The organism is Planctomycetota bacterium, from assembly GCA_038746835.1.
Classification (GTDB): domain Bacteria; phylum Planctomycetota; class Phycisphaerae; order Tepidisphaerales; family Tepidisphaeraceae; genus JBCDKH01.
Map to the genome: position 1 here is coordinate 1 of JBCDKH010000079.1, position 14,709 is coordinate 14,709.

A 14,709-nucleotide genomic window follows, 5' to 3' on the forward strand; every position below is an offset into this window, starting at 1 on the left:
GTGACGGGCGTGATCGCACTGCTCCTGGGCGGCGGGACGTTGCCGTTGGCTTACCGCTTGGCGAATCCGCCGACGGGATGGGTGAAGTTTGCCGATGCCGACATCGCGACCCTGCAGGCCGACGGCCCGGTCGTGGTCAAGTTCACCGCCGACTGGTGTGCGAACTGTCAGACGATCGAACAACTCGTCTTCGGCACGCAGGACCAAATGGACGCACTGGGCGAGCAAGGCGTCGCGCTCGTCAAGGCCGACCTGACCAAACGCGACGCCCCCGGCTGGCCGTTGCTGGCGGAGCTGAACCCGGCCCGGGCGATTCCGTTCACGGCGGTCTACCTGCCCGGTGAATCATCGCCGCGGAAACTCACCGGTATCTATGACGCCGGCGAGCTGAACGAGAACCTCGGGCTGAACCGCGAAGAGGCGAAGTAGCGAAGGGCCGCGAAGGAAGAGTTGCAATGGGTTTTGGCAAACAGTCTTCGTGATCACTGCGCGGCCCTTCGCCTCTTGGCGTCTTCGCGGTTCAGGAATCGGGTTACGCTCACCCAGTGCACTGGCGATTCGACGAGGTGGCCGACGCCGTGAGCGAGGTGCTCCAGGATGCGGAGGCCAACCTCAAGCTGGAGCAGGCCGTCTACGGGCTGGATGCGATGAAGGAAGTCCCGCTGCAGGCGCTGCTTGCTGACGGTCTCGACTGGCACTACGGCGTCGCACGGGAGCAGTACTACCCGAGTGACTTCGGCAAGAGGAGCGGCCGGCGGCGCTGTGACCTCGTTCTGACGCCTTCCGGCCGAGAGCTGTGGGTCGTGGAAGACACCGACCTGTTCACGCCCGCCGATGTGTGCCCGGCGAATGAGGCGTTGTGGCTGGAGGTGAAGGTCGCGCACCAGTTCGCCGAGGGCGGGCGACGTCACGCCGGCTACGGGCAGCAGTGGCGGAACAAGACGGTCGACGACCTCCGGAAGATGGAGGCGGAGCCGATGATCCACGAGGCGGGCTTGCTGCTGATCGCCTTCACCGGTGACGAGGCGATCATCGACGCCGATCTGGAGCAGTTCGAGGACGTCCTGGCTCGCAAGGAGGTACTGGCCGGTTTTCGGCAAGTGCGTGGCTTCGACATTGTCGAGCGCAACGGCCACACACGCTGCACCGTCGCGCTCTGGCCGACGGTTCTGAAGTCGACCGACTCATGAGGCCCGACTGGCACAGACGTTGCAGCCTCACCGGGGAACCACCGCAGACAACCCATGCATAACACCACCGCTCCGATCGCCCTCCTCCGCCGTCGTCTCTACGCAGGCAGCACGGCCGCCCTTGTAGCCGTCGCCGGCGTCACGCTTGCCGGCTGCGATGCGGCCGACACGTCTACGTCCGGCGAGACAACGACCAGCGAGGGTGCCACCGAAGCGGCCGAGGGCGTCTTCGCCGGCGTCAGTGTCTCCGACATCAAGTCGGGCATCAACGACATCGTGTCCGGCGACGGCTCCGCCACCGAGAAGCTCACGCAGCTGCTCGACAATGGGCAGGAGCGATTCGCCTCCTTCAAAGCAAACGCTGAAGAGACCGGCGACTCCGCCATGTCGGACCTGTTCGGCAACCTGACCGAGAAGTTCGACTCGCTCAAGGGGTCGGTCAGCGGCGGAAACGTCGCCGAGGCCGCGAAGCAGTTCGCCGGCCTGCAGGATCTGGACATTGCTAGCGCCGCCATGCCCTACATCGAGCCGTACATGGAAGGCATCAAGAGCCTCATTGACCAGGCCGGAGCAAGCGGTCTCGGCGACGCAGCGACCGGTGCTCTGAATGCCCTTGGCGGAGGCGGCTCCGACAGCGAGTGATCGCGGCTAGACGGATCGCCAGGCCGCGACGTCGGCTACACAATTCTCTCTCTCCCAGTTCGACGGGCCGGCACATGGTGTGCCGGCCCGTCGGCGCTTTCACGAGCGCGGAGACAAGGAACGCGGCACTGCCAAACGCTTACTCTGCGGGGAGACGCAAGGCCTCATGCGTGGTCGCTTCGATCTTCGGTCGCAACACCTCGGCCATCTTCGCGAGCAGCCACGGCAGCTGGACCACCACGGCCACATGATCGCCGTGGACCGTCGCCTTGCCATCGACAGTCTGTCCCATCGCCGCGACGCGAAAGGTCATCTCGTCGCCGGTCCATGTTTGCTCGATCTGACCCAAGCCATCGGCCACCCCGGCGACTTTGCCGAAGCCGCGCTCTAGCCGACGCTTTGCTTCGTCTCGGCCGAGCTGGTGAGGCACTTTGAGATCGACGGTCTTGGGTTCCACTTGGCCTCCGGAGTCAGTAGCGATAGACCGCAGCAACGCCCGTGTCGGTCGGGTGCATGTCGCTGGGAACCACGCGGACTTTCCCGCCGGCACGCATAACCAGCTCGCACAGATCGTCCAGCACGTCGTCGACGTCGGCACCGCTCTCCTTGGCCCGTTTCACAGCACCGGTGTCCGGGTCGAGTCGGCCGCCGATGCTCTTGCCGGCGTCGACGATGAGCGACAGCACACGACCTTCCCGCGCTGCCTTCGCGACAGCGTCGACGTCGTCGCTTCCACCGGCGCGGGCTTTGGCGTTGCCGAACTGCTCGGTCAGTTCGTGGACTTCCTTCTCAAAGTCCGGCCGAAAGACGGCTTCCATCTCCTGCTCGAGACGCTCGCGATCCACCTCGACCGCATCGGGATTAATGCGGATGCCCTTCTTCGTATTGCGCGGGTGGTGGCTGACCTTGAAAAAGATGTCGTGATAGTCGACGTCACCCGCGAAGTAGAGCGGCAGGTCGCCGCCGCGGCAGTGGAAGTCGTAGACCGCGCGATCCACGGCTCGCAGATAGCGCTCGATGTCTTTGTTCCGGTCGTCCTTGTTGTCGTGATGGCCGTGGAACATGCCGCTGTACGACAGGCCTCCGTACGAGTTGACGTTGAGCTCACCCTCGACCTGGCCGCCGAGTGCTTCGACGATGGTCGTCGGCACTTCGTCATCCAGGACGGTTTCATCAAGCCCTTCCAGCCCGCCCTCGAAGAGGCGAACGCTCTTCTGCGTCACCGCCAGCAGGTGGTACCGGCCGGCTTGCTGGAGCACGCGGATGATCGGCTTGACGTGGAAACTGTCGGCAACCGCGACACGCTCCGGCAGCTTCTGCGTCACGCGGTAAATGCGGGTCGACTCTCGGTTGCTGAACAGTGCCATCCCGCCGATCTGATGCTGCCAGAATGGCTCGTCGTCGGCGATCGTTTCGAGCGACTCGATGCGCCCGTGGACTTCGTCGCGGCCGTCGACGACTTCAACCGACTCGCGCGCCTTCTTTAGCAGGGCCTTGTAACGAATCGAGTTCTCTCGAGTGTCCGGTCCCTTGCGATGCGTCGGCATGTAGAGCGAAAGGCACGGGCCGGTGCCTTCTGCGGTCGTCATGAGCTCTTTGAGCTGGTCGTCGTCGAGTTGGAGCTGCAGATCCGTCGGTCTAAGAGAAGTCACAGACATCGTTCGCCCAAGATATGCGTTGCCGACCGATCGTCGGAAGGGACAAAGGGCCTTGGCTCACAGCGCGCGAACGAGCCGCGACCACTCCGGCCGCGGCTCGCTCGTGCGGGTTGGTTTTTGACCGTCAAGCGGCCTTGCGGGCACGACGGGCCGCGATCTCGGCCCGCTTTTCCTTGGCGACGCGGTTGCGGCGATTCCGGCCGACCGTCTGCTGGATGGCCGTCGCCTTCTTGCCGCGATTGTCGGCGGCGACCTGTGTCGCATCACCGGCGTCGACGGCGACGAGGTCCGCACCGATCTCCTCGCCAAGGCCTGGGGCACGCTTGAAGATGCCGCCGCAGCACATGACTTGCAGTTCGGGGTTGGTCCCGTGGTCGCGAAGCTTGTCGATCAACTGCCGAGCCGCAGGCATCTCGCTCGGCAGCGTGGCAAAGAGGATGATCAAGTCCGCACGCCACAGTCCGGCGAGGTGGTTCGCCTCATCTGCCGGGATGCCACCGCCGAGGAACTTGACCTCGTAGCCATCGCTCTCGAAGAGGTCGGCCGTGATCTGTCCGCCGAGCTCTTCGCCCTGGGCGTCACCGCAGATGACCATGACGCGACGGTCGTTGCTCTCTGCGATCGGCAGCTGACCGGTGAGGCGGTCGACGACGGCACGGTTGAGACGCGTCGCCATGTGCTCGGCAGCGAGGCTGATCTTGGCTTCCTTGTACAGCTCGCGAATCGACTCCATCGCGGGCCAGCACAGCTCCAGGAGGATGCGCTTCGGATCGACGCCGCACTCGCTGGCCTTGTCGACGAGTTCGCGGCACGCCGGCCGATCGCCTGCGAGGAGTGCTTCGGCGTAGTGCTGAAACAGCGGCGTGTCGGACAGCTTGCCGATGTCGGCGGTGGGCTTCTGTTCGTTGATCTCTTCGTTCGTGTCGGCGTCGTAGTCGGCGATGCGAAGGTGCGGGCGGTTGCCGCGTTTCTGGTTCTTGAGGGTCACTGGGGTCCTTCCGTTGCTTGGGTGTTGCGTCCGTTGCTTGCCGCCACAGAGACACAGCTGCTGCCGGCGACATTGGGTTCATCGCCGGACAGGCTTTGATCGCAACACGCCAAAACAGGTTCCGCTCGCGTCCGGTACGTGCTTGCACGGCCGTCACTTATCGGCCACGGGCTCTGGGCGGTGGCGCTATAACCGGTGGCATGCCGCGCGTCATCGTGGCCAAGCTCGGAACCGCCCTTGTTACCGGCCCTGCCGGTGGCATCGATGTCGACGTGCTCGACTCTGTAGCGCGTCAGACGGCCGAACTTTTTTCTCAGAATCGTCGCGTTGCCATCGTCAGCAGTGGTGCGGTCGGGGCCGGCGTGAAGGCGCTTGGCATGTCAGGTCGCCCTCGTGATCTACCGCGACTCCAGGCGGCTGCTGCCGCGGGGCAGCCGCTGCTGGCGGCAGCGTGGGCGAAGTCGCTCGATGCCGCCGGGCTCAAGACCGGGCAGGTTCTTCTCACGCGCGAGGACGTCGACGACAGGCCACGGTTCCTGAACGTGCGCAACACCATCGCCGCCCTCTGGCACGCCGGGGCCGTTCCGATTGTCAACGAGAACGACGCCGTCAGCACCGCCGAGCTGGCAGCGGGCACGAGCGACGGGGCGGACAGCTTCGGCGACAACGATCGGCTCGCTGCGGTGATGTCAGCAGCCCTTTCGGCGGAATTGCTGGTGTTGCTGACGACCGTGCCGGGCTTGCTCGATGACGCTGGCGACGTGGTCCCGCAAGTGAGCGACCTTGCCGATGCACGACGCTGGTGCCGAAGCGACGTTTCCACCGGCGGCACCGGCGGCATGACCAGCAAGCTCGACGCGGCCGAACTGGTCACGGCCGCAGGTGAGCGGATGGTCCTCGCCGACGGCCGAAGCCCCGACGCATTACTTCGCGCGGTCGCGGGCGAATCGGTCGGCACCACCTTCTTGCCGAAGGAGGAGCCGAAACTCCGAGCACGACTCCGCTGGGTTCAACACGCCACGACATCAGGCCGACTCGTGCTCGACGACGGCGCCGTGCAAGCGCTTTCGAAGCGACCGGCGTCGCTGCTGCCGGCCGGGGTGACGAGCGTCGAAGGCGACTTCTGCCGCGGCGACGTCGTGGAGCTGGTCACCGTCGACGGCACCAAGTTCGCCCGAGGCGTCGCTGCGCATCACGCGTCGACCTGCCGACACCTTGCCGGCAAGCGATCGAGCGACCTGAGGGACGAGTTCGGCGAAGGGTTCCAGGCCGAACTGGTCCATCGCGATCAGCTTCTGTTGCTGCGTGATTAGACTGGCGTAGTGGCACAAGCACCCGTTGTCGGCGTCATCATGGGCAGCGTCTCCGACTGGGAGACGATGCAGCACGCGTGCGACACGCTCGCGGAGTTGGGCGTCGCTTTCGAAAAGAAGGTCGTCAGTGCCCATCGGACGCCGGACCTGCTCTTCGACTACGCCTCGACAGCGCGCGATCGCGGACTGAAGGTGATCATTGCCGGAGCCGGCGGAGCGGCGCACCTCCCCGGCATGGCGGCCGCGAAGACAACGCTGCCGGTGCTGGGCGTGCCGGTGCAGAGTCGCGTCTTGAGTGGTGTCGATTCGCTGCTGAGCATCGTCCAGATGCCCGCGGGCGTGCCGACGGCGACGTTCGCGATCGGCAAGGCCGGTGCGATCAACGCGGCGTTGTTCGCTGCGTCGATCCTCGCCACGAGCGACGACGAACTGCGCCAGCGGCTCGACCAGCATCGCGATGAGCAACGCGATGCAGTCCTCGCGATGGAGCTTCCGTCCTAGGTCGCGTCGCCGACTTTACGAGTCGAGCTGCATGACGAAGTCGCGGTACGCCCGCTCGTGTTCGACACGTTGCGACTCAAACTCCTCGCGCTGCTCGCGAAGATTCTCGATCTGCGTCTCCTGCTCGTCGAGCTTGCGAAGCAACCGCTTGTAGTAGTCGCTGGTGCGATCGACCGAGCCCATGTTGCGGCGGATTCGATCTTGCTCCTCGGCGATCGACTGCAAGTCGGAATCAACCGCGTCGATCTGCTCCGATGTGCGGCGAACCGCACGCAGCAGTTCGGCTGCGTCTGCGAGTTCCTGTCGCAAGTCTTCCGGCAACCCGCCACCTTCGACGAATCGGAGCAGTTCGTCGGGTCGGTCGACATCGATGAGCCGGGTCTGCGAGTCCATCGATTGCACGGTCACAATCGCGACGTCCCGTTGCCCCGGCTCGACCTCAACGCGGAATCGGCCGGTGCCATCCGGGGTCGTTTCATATGGCTGGACGTCGCCCTCGACCGTTGCGTCGCCGAGCGCATGCAGGAGAACAACTGACTTCGCCTTGTCGTCCTTGTTGTTGATCTTGTACAGCGTTTCGGAGCGAAACGCGCGGGTCACCGTAAGGACGCCTTCGCTGATGGAGCCGGTCGTGACACGGAGGTTGTTCCGAGAGCGATCGACCGAAACGAGCACCTCGAGGTCGACGCCGAAAGCGATGAGCCGCTCCTGCCCGCCCGGCACGTCGTCGAGCCGACCTTCGCCCGCGTAACCGTCCGAGTCGTAGATCGTGACCGGCCCGGCCGGCAGGTGCTGATCCGTCGTGTTCTCGAACAGCACGGCCGTCAACGGGTTCGGAAGATCGAGAGATTCGTCAAAGAGGCTGACGCGTTGCGCGCTGACACTGGATGCGACAATCGGAATCATCGCACTGCTCTGCCGAGCGATGTCGACGTCGTCGATGCGGAACTCGAACAGAGCACCGCGGTCGAGACTGGTTCCAGAGGGATTGAGAGTCATCAGCATTGCTAGGTCGTTCGGAGCTTCGTCGAGCGTGCCGTCATTCCCGCCCATGCCTCCGCCACCGAATCCACCGCGGGCACGACGTGAAAGAGCGGCTTCCGACGCTGGCATCGGCTGCCCCGGAGATGCCGTTTCGATGCCCCCGCCATACGCCTTGGGTCGAACCGAAGGCGGCTTCGGCACCTCGACCGTCGGCCGCTCGGCGAAGATCGGCTCGCTCAGAGGCATCGCAAAGCTGATCGGCCGGCCGCTGACGAGGCCGAGGCTGACGCCCTGCCAGTCGAAGTCGGTCTGATTCTCCACGATCGCCCAGCCCTGCACCGCTGGCTCATCGCCGAGGAGCAGGCGATAGCTGGTCTTCCAGATCGGCGTCTCGACGATGTACCCCAGCCGCACGTCGCGCTCGGCCTCGCCATTGAAGGCGAAGTCGATGCTCCGCTTGTCCGTATCGCGCGATACTGCCACGGCTTCAAGCGCGGCTGCAAGGTCTTGGCGAAGCGCCTCGTCCTCGATCTCGAAGTTGACGACGTCAGCCAAGTCGACGCTGACCAGGCCCGTGCCGCTGAACAGCGTGACAAACGTCCGCTCAACTGTCGCACCTTCGTCAGCAACAGGTCGCTTCTCCACGCCGACAACGGTGCCGTTGATCGGATCGACCTCGTCGGTCGTGACCGACACGCGTGCACCTTTGAGCTGCGTCAGCAATGACGCCAGAGACGGCGAACGCGACAGGTCGATGCGGAAAGACTGAAGTTGCCGATCCAGCGGCCCGGCCGCGGCATAGCCGACGCGCTCGATCGTCCCGCCGCCGAGATCCTGCACGACGAGGCTCTTGAGCAGGTCATCGATCTGGGCTGCGTCGAAGCGCAGCGTCGCCGAGATCTGCCCGGCATCGACGGTGCCGCGGTGCTCGAAGAAGCCGACGCCGCTGGTGTAGAGCGTCACGCCCTGCACGGGCAGTTCGGCGTCTTCGGCGTAGACGGTCGTGGCAAGCGTCAGCGACGCGACCAAGGCGAGGCGTGGGAGGTTTCGGATCATTGCGGAAGGGTTTCGTATGCGTCGCGATCGATGAGGATGCTACCTTGCTGGGTGCGTTCTGCTGGCGAAGTTGTGCATGCCGAAGACCATCCGTTGGCGGTGTTTCTGGCCATCGTGGCGGCAGCGCTGCTGTGCATGGCAGTGACGGGATACTCGTTTTTGGAGGGGAATCACGAGGTCTACCTGTTGGAACCGCTGCGGCGGTCGGGCTTGGCGAGCTTCGCGGGTGACCCGTTCGTCACCGAAACGCTGCAGTACCACGGCCTGTTCAGCTTCGTCGCGTCGTATCTCTTCCACTGGAACGTTGCCGAGGCTGGTTTCTTAATCATCTTTCTCGCCCTGGGCTTTACGCTCGCCTGGGCGTGGTGGCGTGTCGTGCGACACCTCGGTGGCGGGATTGCGGCGTTCCTTGCGAGCGTCGTCGCGTACCACGTCTTCCTCGGCGACCGGGCACTGGGCATCTACTCGATGCTGCAGGACGGCCAGTTCAACGCCGGCAACGTCGCAGCCGTCGGACTCGTCGTCGCGCTCGCGGGGGCGTTCGAGAGACGGTGGTACCTGGCGGCGTTCGGCTTCGGGCTAGCCGGCGGGTTCCACCTGAACTTTTCGCTCATCTGCCCGCTGCTGTTTCTGCTGCTGGCTTGGAAGTCGGGGGATCGGTGGCGGAAGCTGATCGGCCCCGGCATCGTTGCGATCGGCCCGTCAGTTGCGAACGTCGGCGTCGCGTTGCCGGCCAAAATCATGGCTGGGGCCGGTGAGCAGATGTCGCTGGCACGGTTTGTCGAGCTGTACGCAGAGCTTCGGCACCCGCACCATTACGACCCGCTCGTTTGGCCTTGGTGGGTGTGGGCGGTCGTCCTCGCGCCGCTGCCGCTGGCGTCGTTGGCGTGGTGGCGGCATCGTGATCGCTGGTCGCTGCCCGGAACGACGCTCGCGTTCTTCGTCTGTCTGCAGGCCGTTGCCCTGGTTTTCGCCGGGATCTGGTACGTGAACGAAACGATGATCCAGGCCAGCCTCTGGCGATTCAGTCCGCACATGAAGTGGCTGGCGGTCTGCATGGGGTCGGTCTGGATCTTCAATGAGAGCCGACGTGCCCAACTGCTCGCGGCGGCCACGCTCGTCGTCAGCCTCATCAGCCTTCTGATCTATCGAGGCGATCTGGAGATTCCGGTCCAGCCGACGTCGGGTCGCACGATCCTGCAGGCTGCAGCGTGGGCACGCGCGGAGTCACCGCCGGACTCCCTGTTCCTCGTTCCGCCGGGCGTGGGATCGGCGTTCCCGGTCAACGCGCGGCGTGGCCACGTTGTCAGCTTCAAGCTGGTACCTCAGCTGGCGGGTGAACTCGAGCCGTGGGCACGACGACTTGGCGACGTGGTTGGGAGCGATGACATCACGCAGTACACGGGCGGCTTCACGGGTTACGAACAAGCACGCAGAGCGATGGACGCCGACTACCACGCCCGGCCGACCAACGAGTTGATCGACGCCGCACGTCGGCACGATGCGGACTACGTCGTCGTGCTACGCAGTGACACTCCGGACGACTTCGAGCCCGTGTTCACGGCAGACGGCGTTGCGATCTACGAAGTGCCCTGACTCAGGCGGCGCGCTTGGTGATCGCACAGAACGCCATCATCGTCTCGGCGACCTTGTCGAGCGGGACAGTCTTCTCGGATGCTCCGACTTTCGCGGCTTCGCCGGGCATGCCGTAGACGGTGCTGGTCGCCTCGTCCTGGGCAAGCGTCCGAGCTCCGGCCTTTCGCATGGCTAGCAAGCCCGAAGCCCCATCGGCACCCATGCCCGTCAAGATCGCACCCACCGCATTGACACCGGCGACCTTGGCAACGCTGTCGAACAGCACATCGACTGCGGGCTTCTGGTGATGGACAGGTGGGCCTCCGACAAGCTCGACGTAGTAGCGGGCGCCGCTTCGCGCCAGTCGCATGTGGTGATCGCCTGGCGCGACCAGCACGTGACCCGGCAGCACGCTGTCGCCGCTCTTGGCTTCGGACACGTTGACCTGGCACAGGTCGCTCAGGCGTCGTGCGAAGTTCGCCGTGAAGGCGGCCGGCATGTGCTGGACGAGGACGCAGCCGGGTGCGTTGCTCGGGAAGCGTGTCAGCACGGCAGTGAGCGCCTGCACGCCGCCCGTGCTGGCACCGATCGCGAAGATGCGATCCGTCGTCTCGGCCATGCTGGTCCGGACGATCGGGCCGCCGGTGGTCACAGGCTTGCGTGCTGAAACCTTGGCCTTGGCAGCGATGCGAATCTTGTCGATGAGTTGCCTCGACAGATCGCCGACGCTGATCGCTCCGTTCGGCTTGCACAGCACGTCGACGGCACCAGACTCCAGCGCCTCAACGGCCGATCGCGAGCCCTTGGGCGTGAGCGAGCTGACGACGATCGTCGGCGTCGGGCGGCTTTGCATCAGATGCCGCAGGAAGGTCAGGCCGTCCATTCGCGGCATCTCGACGTCGAGCGTGACGACGTCTGGCTTGAGCGCGACGATCTTGTCGCGCGCGACATATGGGTCGGGCGCGCCGGCGACGACATCGATGTCCGGGGCAGCAGACAGCTCGCGTGTCAGGATCTGACGGACCAGCGCCGAGTCGTCGACGACGAGGACGCGAATCGGCTTTCCGCTTGGCTGGCTGAGCATGTCACGGGTTGGAGGTGGTTGAACCGACTCACGCCGCTGGCCTGAGGCTCACGCGAAGGGCTCTGCCTTCGACGCTGAAGCGGACCGCATCGGGCGGAGCGGCTTCGTCCCAAGCCGAGCCGTCGACGAGCGACACCTGCGGCAGACCCAACGGACATGCGTCGGCCGGCATGTCTTCGGCGTCGCCACCGGCCTGTGTGACAAGGCGTGGCATCATCGCACCGGCGGCGACGTTCACGAGTTCGCACAGCGCGTCGTCCGCACCGGCGGCAGCTTCCTGCTCGTCGGCGTCGATCCCAAGGGCGCCGGCGACGAGCAGTCGGCCGATCCGAGCGTCCGCATCCACGACCAGAACACCCGCCGACGGGCCGCCAAAGCCAAGTGAAACGCGTCGAACCTGCGCCGGCTCGACGACGAGGTCGCCTGGCTCGGCTGAGAGGAATGCGGTGTTCTCCAACGCCTCGATCACCGCTTCGGCCGCGACTTCGAGCGGCGTCTGGGTGGGCGTCTCATCGCTCAGCACGTCGCCTGGCGTTGCGAAGGCGTCTTCGGAGTTCTCCGACGTCGTCGCAGAGTCGGCCGCTTCGGCGAAGGGGTCGTCGCCGGTGGCAGGCTCGGCCGCGAAGGGATCGTCTTGGGTCGTCAGGTCGGACATGGCGGCGTGGTTTGGGGTTCAGGCGGCGATGCGAGTCAGGACGTCTCGGATGGCCTCGGGCTTGAAGGGCTTTCGGATGTACCCGGCAACGCCTGCTTCACGCAGGTCGTCGATGCGCTTGGCCATTGCTTCGCTGCTGACAATGACGATCCGCGTATTCATGGCCTCGTCCCCACAGACGGCCTTGGCGACCTCGACGCCGCCCAGTCGCGGCATGTTGAGGTCGAGGAAGCAGACGCCGTAGCCCGAGTTTTCGCGCAGGCGGTCGAGGGCTTCGAGCCCATCGCAAGCCTCGTCGATCTCCGCCTCGACGCCGCTGAGCATGATGCTCCGACGGATCATCGCGCGGGTCATCTTCGAGTCGTCGACCACGAGGATGCGCAAGCCGCTGGTCGGCTGCGTCGTGTCTGTGGGTGTCGTCGTTTGGGAGTCCATCGTGCCTCGTGGTGAGTCTGTGGTGCCCCGAGAAGTGCGTCGGAACGGTGGCGATTGCGGTCGGAGTGATTAGCGATTACTGGACGATGCGACGCCTGCTAGAGCGCGACGACCTTTCCATCCATGCGGAGTCGAACAGCGCCATCGCTGCACCGCATGTACAGCGTTCTGGCGGACGAGCCGCCGCAGTTCTCCGCGGCGACGAACAGGCCGTGCTTCCAGAGGGCTTTGCGGATCGCGAGGTGATTGCGTTTGCCGATGTCGAAGGTGCTGGTGGAGAGCATCTTCGCCCCGCCAGCCAGACGAATCTGAAGACGTTTCGTGTCGGCTCCTCGCCTCTGCATCGCCTGAATCAACGCGTCGAGTCCGGTGTCCGCGAACATGGCCGGTTCGTTCTGGGCTCGGCTGGCGTCCATCGCAGCCTCGGGCAGTTGGAAGTGCAGCAGGCCGCTGATCTTTCGAGCCGGGCAGTGGGCGGCAACGCCGATGCACGAGCCGAGAGAGTGCGTCACGAGCATCGCACGGGCGTCGCCGGTGGTCTTGAAGTCCGAGATCCCGACGACGATTTGGCCGGCGGTTGCGGAGGTGGAAGCTGGCTGCGGTTGGGACACGATGCGGCGGGCGAGAGTGGTGACGACGAGCGAGCGAAGGCCAGAACGACAAACGCGGCTACGGCGACTTTCGGTAAACGGCCGGCGCGACTTGTGTCAGGGCGTGCGACTGCCCCGACAACGACTCGCTGTGACCGGTAAAGAGGTAACCACCCGGTGCAAGCACCGCACTGATCCGACCAACGAGCGCCTCACGCGTCGGCCGGTCGAAGTAGATCATCACGTTGCGACAGAACGCAAAGTCGAGCGGACCGCGAAATGGCAGGCGGTCCATCAGATTCAACCGTCGAAACGTGATGAGCGACCGCATCGTCGGCGTCGCCGCGAGGGCACTCGTGCCGTCCGGCAGGCGACGTGGCTCGAAGTACTTGCCGCGGAGATGCGTCGACACGTTCGTCAGCCGCTTCAGCGGATAAACGCCGTTGACGGCCTCAGCGAGGACTTTTGTCGAGATATCGGTCGCCAGCAGCCGGATGTCGTGCGACTGATCGGCCGTCTCGAGCAGCGTCATCGCGAGCGAGTACGGCTCTTCGCCGGTGCTGCAGGCGCAACACCAACCGCGCACCGTTCGCTTGGAACGCAGAACGTTTGGCAGCACAGTCTTGCGAAGAAAGTCGAAGTGGACGGGCTCGCGGAAGAAGCTTGTGAGGTTGGTGCTCAGCGCATCGATGAAGTGCGTGAACTCCGGCTTCTCCGCAGCCGTTGTGGGTCGGATGTGGGTGTCGACGTAGCTTTTGAGCGAAGTGCAGCCGAGCGCTCGGACGCGCTTGGCCAGCCGGGAACGCACCAACTCGCGTTTATCGTCGCTCAGGTCGATTCCGACCTTCCGACGAAGAAGGTCGCGAATGAAGTGGAAGTCCTTGTCATTCAGCACAATTGCCTCGGTCGGCGTGCTGATGGTGGCGGAAGTCATGACCAGACGTCATCGGCCTTGCCACGCATCGACTTGAGCCGGACAGACGCTCGCAGGACGTAGACCGGCTTCGTAACATCGTTCCATGCTCCGGCGGGTGACGGCGATTCTGTCTGTGACGCTGTTCGTTGCCTGGCAGGCGAGTGCGAACGCGTTGGAGGATCTCGCATCGCTCGACCCAGGGGTTCGTGCGTCGACCTTCGGTGCTGTGGCGACGGATCGGGCATTGCGGCGAGAGGCTCTCGAAGCCGCGGCAGCCAGCGACGATCCGGCGCTGGCGGAGTCGGCGCGACGGCTGTTGCTCGGGATCGACAGCGGCCTTGCCGAGATACCTGTCAGTCAGCAGTCACCCGGTCTGGCCGAGGCAGCGCTGACTGCCCATTCGATCGACCTCTCGACGCCCGCCAGCGTTCGACGTCTGACCAGAGCTGTCGATCGTCTGATGCGTCAGCCCGCGGTCGCCGCACCGGTACTTGCGGCATTGCTCGAACGTGTTCTAACGGACGAGCAGAGGGTCCACCGAGCCAACCGCGACGTCGTCCTGACACGCGTCAATCGCTTGCACGCAGCGTTCGACCGCGGCGGAATCGACGTGCGACTTCGTCCGGCGCTCATCGGTGCCCTTCTTGCTCGCAGTGACGGCGAAACGACGCTTCGACGCTGGTTGGCTGCTGGGACGGTTCTCGGAGACAGCAGCGCGACCAGCCACCGGCTTCGGATGGCCTTGCTCGCCTCCGATGAGGGCTCGGAGGCATCGCGATGGGTTCGCGGCGAGACGGAGTCGTGGCCGACGGATCTCCCTTGGCAGCCGAGCGTGGACGATCGTGCACTGACGATCACGGCCCATGCGATTCTGCACGGGCGGCCTGTTCCCGCGTTTGATGACACGTCGTCGCTTGTGACCAGCGTGATCGAACTAGCGACGCTGCTAGCGGACGTCGACACGGACGCTGCGGCTTTGGCAGAGACGGACGCGAAGTTGACTGAGATCGCTCGCGCGCAATCGGTCCCACTAGCGGCTGCGCTGGCAGGCGATGTCAAGGAGGCGGAGCGGCTCTCAGCTGACAACGCGCGTGGGTTGCTCGGGTTGTTCTGGGAGACGTA

At 64.9% G+C, this 14,709-nt stretch carries 16 protein-coding genes; 7 read left to right on the top strand and 9 right to left on the bottom strand.

The window, feature by feature from the left end; genetic code table 11:
• From AAGI46_09330 to AAGI46_09340, 3 genes are all read left to right on the top strand, one after another.
• Window positions 1–429, top strand: a 429-nt coding sequence (locus AAGI46_09330; protein ID MEM1012407.1) for a thioredoxin family protein, incomplete at its 5' end; no start/stop codon positions are given.
• A gap of 116 nt (window positions 430–545) precedes the next feature.
• Window positions 546–1,190 carry a hypothetical protein gene (locus AAGI46_09335; GenBank protein ID MEM1012408.1) on the top strand — a complete coding sequence of 215 codons (645 nt, stop codon included), beginning with the start codon at window positions 546–548 and terminating at the stop codon, window positions 1,188–1,190.
• A gap of 54 nt (window positions 1,191–1,244) precedes the next feature.
• Window positions 1,245–1,832 carry a hypothetical protein gene (locus AAGI46_09340; protein ID MEM1012409.1) on the top strand — a complete coding sequence of 196 codons (588 nt, stop codon included), beginning with the start codon at window positions 1,245–1,247 and terminating at the stop codon, window positions 1,830–1,832.
• Window positions 1,833–1,971: 139 nt separating this feature from the next.
• Here AAGI46_09340 and AAGI46_09345 read toward each other — a convergent pair whose 3' ends face one another.
• The 3 genes from AAGI46_09345 to AAGI46_09355 form a co-directional block, all read right to left on the bottom strand.
• Entirely contained in the window at window positions 1,972–2,289 is a 318-nt protein-coding gene (locus AAGI46_09345) for a polyhydroxyalkanoic acid system family protein (protein MEM1012410.1), read from the bottom strand.
• Window positions 2,290–2,302: 13 nt separating this feature from the next.
• Window positions 2,303–3,490 carry a hypothetical protein gene (locus tag AAGI46_09350; protein MEM1012411.1) on the bottom strand — a complete coding sequence of 396 codons (1,188 nt, stop codon included), beginning with the start codon at window positions 3,488–3,490 and terminating at the stop codon, window positions 2,303–2,305.
• Between the two features lie 124 nt (window positions 3,491–3,614).
• Window positions 3,615–4,478 carry a B12-binding domain-containing protein gene (locus AAGI46_09355; GenBank protein ID MEM1012412.1) on the bottom strand — a complete coding sequence of 288 codons (864 nt, stop codon included), beginning with the start codon at window positions 4,476–4,478 and terminating at the stop codon, window positions 3,615–3,617.
• 200 nt (window positions 4,479–4,678) lie between these two features.
• On the opposite strand from AAGI46_09355, the gene proB reads away from it, so the two are divergent.
• Together proB and purE are read left to right on the top strand one after the other, a co-directional pair.
• Window positions 4,679–5,791 (top strand): glutamate 5-kinase, encoded by a 1,113-nt coding sequence (proB, locus tag AAGI46_09360; GenBank protein ID MEM1012413.1) that lies wholly within the window; start codon window positions 4,679–4,681, stop codon window positions 5,789–5,791.
• Window positions 5,792–5,830: 39 nt separating this feature from the next.
• A complete protein-coding gene (purE, locus tag AAGI46_09365) occupies window positions 5,831–6,292 on the top strand; it encodes a 5-(carboxyamino)imidazole ribonucleotide mutase (GenBank protein MEM1012414.1) in 462 nt (153 codons plus the stop codon).
• A 15-nt stretch (window positions 6,293–6,307) separates the two neighbouring features.
• Here purE and AAGI46_09370 read toward each other — a convergent pair whose 3' ends face one another.
• Window positions 6,308–8,332: a hypothetical protein gene (locus tag AAGI46_09370; GenBank protein ID MEM1012415.1), complete on the bottom strand. Its 2,025-nt coding sequence runs from the start codon at window positions 8,330–8,332 to the stop codon at window positions 6,308–6,310.
• Window positions 8,333–8,383: 51 nt separating this feature from the next.
• Here AAGI46_09370 and AAGI46_09375 point away from each other — a divergent pair, with 51 nt between their 5' ends.
• A complete protein-coding gene (locus AAGI46_09375) occupies window positions 8,384–9,928 on the top strand; it encodes a DUF6798 domain-containing protein (protein MEM1012416.1) in 1,545 nt (514 codons plus the stop codon).
• Between the two features lies 1 nt (window position 9,929).
• On the opposite strand, the gene AAGI46_09380 is transcribed toward AAGI46_09375, so the two are convergent.
• From AAGI46_09380 to AAGI46_09400, 5 genes are all read right to left on the bottom strand, one after another.
• Complete coding sequence (locus tag AAGI46_09380; GenBank protein MEM1012417.1) at window positions 9,930–10,991, bottom strand: chemotaxis response regulator protein-glutamate methylesterase; 1,062 nt, start codon at window positions 10,989–10,991, stop codon at window positions 9,930–9,932.
• Window positions 10,992–11,019: 28 nt separating this feature from the next.
• Window positions 11,020–11,646 carry a hypothetical protein gene (locus AAGI46_09385; GenBank protein ID MEM1012418.1) on the bottom strand — a complete coding sequence of 209 codons (627 nt, stop codon included), beginning with the start codon at window positions 11,644–11,646 and terminating at the stop codon, window positions 11,020–11,022.
• Between the two features lie 18 nt (window positions 11,647–11,664).
• Window positions 11,665–12,081 carry a response regulator gene (locus tag AAGI46_09390; GenBank protein MEM1012419.1) on the bottom strand — a complete coding sequence of 139 codons (417 nt, stop codon included), beginning with the start codon at window positions 12,079–12,081 and terminating at the stop codon, window positions 11,665–11,667.
• Window positions 12,082–12,179: 98 nt separating this feature from the next.
• Window positions 12,180–12,692 carry a chemotaxis protein CheD gene (locus AAGI46_09395; GenBank protein MEM1012420.1) on the bottom strand — a complete coding sequence of 171 codons (513 nt, stop codon included), beginning with the start codon at window positions 12,690–12,692 and terminating at the stop codon, window positions 12,180–12,182.
• Between the two features lie 58 nt (window positions 12,693–12,750).
• Window positions 12,751–13,605: a protein-glutamate O-methyltransferase CheR gene (locus AAGI46_09400; protein ID MEM1012421.1), complete on the bottom strand. Its 855-nt coding sequence runs from the start codon at window positions 13,603–13,605 to the stop codon at window positions 12,751–12,753.
• A gap of 85 nt (window positions 13,606–13,690) precedes the next feature.
• On the opposite strand from AAGI46_09400, the gene AAGI46_09405 reads away from it, so the two are divergent.
• Window positions 13,691–14,709, top strand: a 1,019-nt coding sequence (locus AAGI46_09405; protein MEM1012422.1) for a hypothetical protein, incomplete at its 3' end; no start/stop codon positions are given.